This is a genomic window from Leucobacter sp. M11 (assembly GCF_035726885.1).
In the GTDB taxonomy this organism is placed as follows: Bacteria; Actinomycetota; Actinomycetes; order Actinomycetales; family Microbacteriaceae; genus JAPFRB01.
In genome coordinates, this window is record NZ_JAPFRB010000004.1 from 444197 (window position 1) to 450950 (window position 6754).

At 72.8% G+C, this 6754-nt stretch carries 7 protein-coding genes; 5 read left to right on the forward strand and 2 right to left on the reverse strand.

All coding sequences use genetic code 11. The features are described from left to right. The 5 genes from OOT08_RS14200 to OOT08_RS14220 form a co-directional block, all read left to right on the forward strand. Window positions 1–598: sensor histidine kinase (locus OOT08_RS14200; protein WP_325093441.1), on the forward strand; the 598-nt coding region annotated here is incomplete at its 5' end. Continuing rightward, a complete protein-coding gene (locus OOT08_RS14205) occupies window positions 595–1257 on the forward strand; it encodes a response regulator transcription factor (protein WP_325093442.1) in 663 nt (220 codons plus the stop codon). The genes OOT08_RS14200 and OOT08_RS14205, both read left to right, overlap by 4 nt. 68 nt (window positions 1258–1325) lie before the next feature. Beyond that, the gene (locus OOT08_RS14210; protein ID WP_325093443.1) at window positions 1326–1865 is read left to right on the forward strand and encodes a PadR family transcriptional regulator; all 540 of its coding nucleotides are present in this window, start codon (window positions 1326–1328) and stop codon (window positions 1863–1865) included. Continuing rightward, window positions 1862–2614, forward strand: a complete 753-nt coding sequence (locus OOT08_RS14215; RefSeq protein ID WP_325093444.1) for an ABC transporter ATP-binding protein — start codon at window positions 1862–1864, stop codon at window positions 2612–2614. Before OOT08_RS14210 ends, OOT08_RS14215 begins: the two co-directional genes overlap by 4 nt. Further along, window positions 2611–4794, forward strand: a complete 2184-nt coding sequence (locus tag OOT08_RS14220; RefSeq protein ID WP_325093445.1) for an FtsX-like permease family protein — start codon at window positions 2611–2613, stop codon at window positions 4792–4794. The genes OOT08_RS14215 and OOT08_RS14220 overlap by 4 nt, the downstream gene beginning before the upstream one ends. 4 nt (window positions 4795–4798) lie before the next feature. Here the strand turns inward: OOT08_RS14220 and OOT08_RS14225 are convergent, their stop codons facing one another. Then, complete coding sequence (locus OOT08_RS14225; protein ID WP_325093446.1) at window positions 4799–5383, reverse strand: 3'-5' exonuclease; 585 nt, start codon at window positions 5381–5383, stop codon at window positions 4799–4801. An 11-nt stretch (window positions 5384–5394) separates the two neighbouring features. Next, the gene (locus tag OOT08_RS14230) at window positions 5395–6579 is read right to left on the reverse strand and encodes an FAD-dependent oxidoreductase (protein WP_325093447.1); all 1185 of its coding nucleotides are present in this window, start codon (window positions 6577–6579) and stop codon (window positions 5395–5397) included. Between the last annotated feature and the right edge of the window lie 175 nt (window positions 6580–6754).

Sequence of the window (6754 nt, forward strand, 5' to 3'; positions counted from 1 at the left end):
CGAGAACCGGACGCTCGGGCAGCTGGAGCGTGACCTGCACGACGGCCCCCAGCAGCGGCTCGTGCGCCTGCAGATGGACCTCGCGGCGGCGGAGCGCCGGCTCTCGGACGATCCGGCGGCGGCGGCGCAGCTGCTCGGGGAGGCCCGCGGCACCGCCAAGGACACCCTCGACGAACTCCGCGCGCTCTCCCGCGGCTTTGCCCCGCCGATCCTCGGCGATCGGGGTCTGCCCGCGGCCCTGCAGACCCTGGCCGCGCGGGGGCCCATGCCCGTTGATCTGACCGTGACCGCGCGGGCAGCGCTGTCCCCGGAGCTGGAGCGGAATCTGTACTTCGTCGCGGCCGAGCTGCTCACGAACGCGGCGAAGCACTCCGGCGCGGAGCGCGTGAGCATCGCGCTCGTCGACGGGCTGCACGCGGCGACCGTGGAGCTGACGGTCCGGGACCAGGGCTCGGGCGGCATCGTCGAGGTGCCGGGGCACGGCGTCGCCGGTCTCGCCGAGCGGCTCCGCGGCATCGGCGGCAGCCTCCGCGTGTCGAGCCCGGCGGGCGGGCCGAGCGTGGTCACCGCCACCGTGCCCGTATCCTTGGGGGCGTGAACGAAGCCCAGCGCCCCATCCGCGTCGCCCTCGCCGAAGACTCCGTCCTCCTCCGCGAGGGCCTCGTGCGCCTCTTCGACGAGGCCGGCTACGAGACCGTCGCGGCCGTGGGGGACGCGACATCCCTCTTCGCCGCCCTCGAGGCGACCGAGGCCGACGTCGTGGTGCTGGACGTGCGGATGCCACCCGGTTTCCGCGACGAGGGGGTGCGTGCGGCGATCGAGCTGCGCCGTCGCAACCCCAAGCGTGCGGTGCTGCTGCTCAGCCAGTACGTGGAGGTCGTCTACGCGGCGGAGCTGCTCGCGGGGGGCGCCGAGGGCGTCGGGTACCTGCTGAAGGACAGGGTCGCCTCGCTCGATGAGCTGCGGGACGCGGTCGAGCGGGTCTGCCGGGGCGGCACCGTCCTTGACCCGCAGGTGGTGCGCGAGCTGATGAGCCGCCGCTCGGACCCGATCGCCCAGCTCACCGCGCGCGAGACCGAAGTGCTGGCCGGGATGGCGGAGGGGCGCACGAACCAGGAGATCGCCCGGGCGCTCGTGATCGGGCAGGGCGCGGTCGAAAAGAACATCTCGCAGATCTTCCAGAAGCTCGCGCTCGAGGACGCCCAGGGCGGGCACCGCCGCGTCCTCGCCGTGCTCGCCTGGCTCCAGCGCGCCTAGGCGGGCACGGTTCCGCGCGGAACGCGGCCGGGTTTCCGTATCTATACACTCGGTGTATAGTTGCCGCTATGAACAACGCACTCGCCCTGCTCGGCCTGCTCAGCGTCGAACCCTCGCACGGCTACGACCTCAAGCACAGCTACGACCGCACCTTCGGCGGGCAGAAACCCCTGGCCTTCGGGCAGGTGTATGCCACCCTCGCCCGAATGATCCGGGACGGCCTGATCGCCGCCATCGACGCCGATGACGATCCGGACGACGCCGCCGGGCCCGAGCGCAAGCGCTACCGGGTCACCCCGGCCGGGCGCGAGAAGATCGCGGCGTGGATGTTTACCCCGGATACTCCCTCCGAGAAACTGCAATCGGACCTGTTTGCGAAAACCGTGATCGCCCTGCTCCTCGGCGACGATGCCGCCGCGCTCCTGGACGCCCAGCGCGCCGAGCACATGCAGCGGATGCGCGAGCTCACCCGCGCGAAGCAGGGCGCCGGCATCGCCGACGTGCTCCTGCTCGATCACGCCCTGTTCCACATCGAGGCGGATCTGCGCTGGATCGACCTGACGTCGTCCCGCCTCGGTCAGCTCGCGGGGGAGGTGCGCGGCGCATGAGCGACACCCAGCAACAGCGACCGGCCCCGGCCCCGACCGTGCTCACCGCGAGCGAGCCGCTCATCTCGGCCCGAGGCGTGCGCGTTCGATTCGGCCTCACCGAGGCGTTGCGAGGGGTCGACGTCGACCTGTTCCCCGGGGAAATTCTCGCCGTGATGGGGCCCTCCGGCTCCGGCAAGTCCACCCTGTTGCACGCCCTGGCCGGGGTGATCGTGCCCGACTCCGGCACGGTGACCCTCACCGCGGGACCCGGGGCCGACCCGGTCGAGATCACCGGGCTCGGCGAGGCCGCCCGCTCGCGGCTGCGGCTCGGCGAGTTTGGGTTCGTCTTCCAGTTCGGGCAGCTGCTGCCCGACCTCAGCGCCCTCGACAACGTGAGCCTCCCGCTGCTGCTCGGCGGGGTGAAGCGCCGCGATGCCCTGCGGCAGGCGCGGAGCCAGCTCGAGCGGCTCGGCCTGGGCGAGCACCTCGACCAGCGGCCCCCGGAGCTGTCCGGCGGGCAGGCGCAGCGGGTCGCCATCGCGCGGGCGCTCGTCACCGCTCCCCGGGTGCTCTTCGCCGACGAACCGACGGGGTCGCTCGACTCCCTCGCGGCCGAGCAGGTCATGACCCAGCTCGCCGAGCTCGCCCGGCTCAGCGGCACGGCCGTCGTCGTGATCACCCACGACGCCCGCACCGCCGCCTACGCGGACCGCGAGGTCATCGTCCGCGACGGCCAGATCGCGGTGCCGGCGGGGTGGCAGCGGTGAGCCCGGCGCTGATCCGGCTGCTCGTGGCGAACACGCCGCAGGCGAGGCGTCGCCTGGCCGGCATCGCCGCGGGCGTCGCGGTGGGGGTCGCGCTGTTTTCCCTGCTCCTCGGGTCTTACCTGGGGTTGGACGCGCGCAGCGCGCGGGCCGGTGCGCTGACCCTCAACCTCAGCGCAACGGCGGGCACCGAGGACCGCTCCGCGCTGACCGAGCCCCTCGCCCGCTCGGAGACGCAGGCCTACGACGGCCAATTGATCCAGGTGCTCACCCTCGGGCTGCAACCGGGGGACTCCCTCACCGTTCCCGCGCCCGCCGTTCCCGAGCCCGGGCACTTCTTTGCCTCTCCGGCGCTCGCGGCCCTGGTCGCCGAGGTGCCGCCCGAGCAACTCGGGGCGCGCTTTGGCACCCTCGAGGGGGTGCTCGACCCGGCGGCGGTGCCGAGCCCGGACTCGCTGGTCGCCTTCGTCGGCGAGGACGTCGAGGCGCTGCGGGCGGACCCGCTCGCCCAGCCCGTGGACTCCTTCGGCACCGGCGGCTACGGGGTGGGCGGCAACTACGCCCTCGTGGCGGTCATCGGCGCCATCGCGATTCTCGTGCCCGTGCTCGTATTCATCAGCATCGTCACGAACCTGGGCGCCGCCGAGCGCCGGGAGCGCTTCGCGTCCGTCCGGCTCATCGGCGCGACCGGGCGCCAGCTCGCCCTCGTCGCCGCCGCCGAGACCTGCGCGGCGGCGGCGGTCGGCGCGATCGCCGGGGTCGGGCTCGCCTGGCTCGTGCGGCCGTTGGCCGCCCGGGTCAGCATCAACGAGGGGACGTTCTTCCCCGAAGACCTCGCGATCGGGCCGCTGGCCTCGGCGATGATCGCGCTCGGCATCATCGCGATGGTCACCGCCGCCGCCTTCTGGCAGATCCTCCGCAGCGGTCCCACCCCGCTCGGCAACGCGGCGCGGGCCGAGGAAAAGCCCGTGCACTGGTGGCGGCTGATCCCGCTCGGCCTCGGTGTGCTCATCACGCTGGGCTTCACGCTGCTCTCGGTGCGCGGGGTCGACGTCGGGCAGTGGGGAAACGTCGTCATCCTCGGCTTCCTGCTCACCCTGCTCGGGCTGCTCATCGCCGGGCCGTGGCTCACCCGGCTGCTGAGCACCGTGGTCGCGGCGCACACGGGCAGCGCCGCCGGGGTGGTCGCCATGAATCGAATCCGGCGCACCCCGCGTGCCACCTTTCGCGCCGTGTCCGGCCTCGTGCTCGCGGTGTTCGCCGTGACGGTGTTCGCCGGGGCGGTGACCTCGGAACGCTTCGAGGCGAGCGCCCCGGAAGGGCCCGACCGGCTGCCGCTCAGCACCCTCATCACGATGGGCGAGGTTCGCGAGGACCCGGCGCTGCTGGACCGTCTCGGCCAGATCCCCGGGGTGGGGGCCATCACCGAGGTGTTCCACACCGCCGAGGAGGGCGATTCCGGGGCCCCCGCGACCCTGGAGAACGGCCCCGGCTACGCGATGACCGTCGCCTCCGCGCGCGAGCTCGGCCTCATCGCCCCGGGCGAGTTCGCGGACACCGAGTTCGTGTTCCTCGGCGACTACCTGAACGGCTCGCCCGCCGAGATCACCCCCACCCGGCTCCTCCCCGGCCAGCGGCCCGAAGCCAGCACGCTGCTCGTCGGCACCGACGGGAGCAGCGCCGCCCTCGAGACCGCGCGCACCGAGCTGATCCGCTCGGGCGCGGGGGAGCTGCCGCCGATGACCCGGGCCGAGGCCCTGGGTGCCGGGCAGCAAACGCTGGCTGCCTCCTTCACGGCGCTCGCGAATCTCGGCCTCGCCATCGTCGGGCTGATCGCCACCGTGTCCCTCGCCGTCGCGACGGTCTCCAGCGTGATCGACCGCAAACGCACCCTCGGCCTGCTCCGGCTCACCGGGATGCCAGAGCGCACCCTCACCGGCATCATCGTCCGAGAAACTGTGCTGCCGCTGGCCGCCGTGATCCTCGCCGCCGTGGGGCTCGGCTTCCTGCAAGCCTGGGGCGTGCTCGCCGGGCTCACCGCCGGCCGCCGCCAGCTCGGCTGGCCGGAGCCGAGCTATCTGATCACGCTCGGCGCGGTCTTCGCGGTCGCCGCCGTCACCGTAGTGATCGCCGCCCGGGCCGCGGCCCGGATCACCGGCCGCCAGTCGACGCGCTTCGAATAGGGGGTTACAGCTTCAGCGGGGTGGCCACGAGGCGCTTGATGCTCAGCTTCGTGGCCTTCGCGAGCGCGTCGAGATCGTCGACCCCGTGCCGCCCGGCCGCGTCCGAGATGATCGCGGCCGAGGCCTCCGCGTCGGCGAGGGCGTCGTGGTGGGAGAACTCGCGGAAGCCCGCGGCCGCCGCCGCGCTCGGCAGCTTGTAGGAGGGCAACTCGTAGGTCTTGCGTGCCACCTGCACGCTGCACAGGTAGCGCAGCTTCGGCGTCGGCTGGATCGTGGCCGCGCAGGCCCCCTTGATCACACCCATGTCGAAGCCCGCGTTGTGCGCCACCACGATGTCGTCGCCGAGGAAGTCCAGCAGCCGGGGGAGCTGCTGCTCCCAGGACTCCGCGAACTCGACCTGCTCCGGCGTGATGCCGTGAATCTTGATGTTCCAGGGCAGGAACGCCGCGAACGCCTCTGGCGGCTTAATCAGCCAGTACTGCCGATCCACGACCACGCCCTCGCGCACGCGAATCAGACCGACGGAGCAGGCCGAGGCGCTGTTACTGTTCGCGGTCTCAAAATCGATGGCAGAAAAATTAATGGGCACATTACACCTTCTCACACGGCACTGACAGACCCCGAAACGCGATCCCGGTCACGCGCGGCCGGTGCATCGGAAAAGCCGCGCGCCAGCACGGCGTTCACCGCGGCCCGACCGGCGCGATTCGCCCCGATCGTGGACGAGGACGGGCCGTAGCCCACGAGGTGCACGCGCGGGTCGGCGCTCGCCGCGGTGCCGTCCATCACGATCCCGCCGCCCGCGGTCCGCAACCCGAGCGGGGCGAGATGATCGAGGGCCGCCCGGAACCCCGTGGCCCACAGGATGACGTCGACCGGCAGCAACGCCCCGTCCGGCATCCGCACCCCGTCGGGCTCAATTGAGCGAAACATGGGCCTGCGATCCAGCGCCCCCCGCGCGGCGGCCGCGCGCAGACTCGGCGTCCAGATGAGCCCCGTCACCGCGACCACGGACTCCGGCGGCAAGCCCGCGCGCACCCGATCCTCGACCCGTTGCACCGCCGCGATCCGCGCGGCGGTGTCAAAATCGTCGTCCCGCCACTCGGGCTCGCGGCGCGTGAACCAGAGCGTGTCGGTCACGAGGGACAGCTCATCGAGGAACTGCACCGCGGAGATCCCGCCGCCCACCACGGCGACCCGGCGGCCACGGAAGGCCTCCGCGGAGACGAAATCAGCCGTGTGCAGCTGCTCCCCGCCGAAGCGATCGATGCCGGGCACGAAGGGCCAGAACGGCTTGGTCCAGGTTCCCGTCGCATTGATGACCGCGTCGGCCAGCAGCGCATGAGACGCCCCGTCGACCGAGAACGCGACCGTGAGCGGCCCCTCGGCCCGCTCCGCGCTGACCCGCGAGACCGTGGCCGGTCGGATCGGGCTGAGCGGCTGCTCCCCCTCGTACTCCGCGAACAGCGCCGGGAGGAACGCGGAACTCGGCGACTGCGGATCCGGCGTGATCGGGGCCATCCCGGGCAGCTCGTGGATCCCGTTCACCGTGCGCATCGTCAGGCTCTGCCAGCGGTGCCGCCACGCGCCGCCCGGCCCGGTCTCCGCGTCGAGCACGACAAAGCTGCGCTCGCCGGGCTCGGAACGCAGCGGGGCGCGGCCGAGCGCCTGCTCCGGCGCAAGCTCGCGGAAGCCGCGGCGCAGGAGGTGATGCGCGGCGCTCAGCCCCGCCTGCCCGGCGCCGATGACCGCAACGGAGACCGTGTTCGTGAAGGGGAGGCTCATACCCAGCACAACGCGCCGTCCCCGAAAACCCTTCCGCACCCCCGCACCCCCTGCCGGGGGACGCCGCGCTGCGACCCCGTGCCCCGGTGCGAGAGGATGGACGCGGGTCACGAGCGCCAGCTTCCCCGGCGAGACGCCCGTGCCCAGCTGCCCCGGCCCCCGGACACCGCCGCCG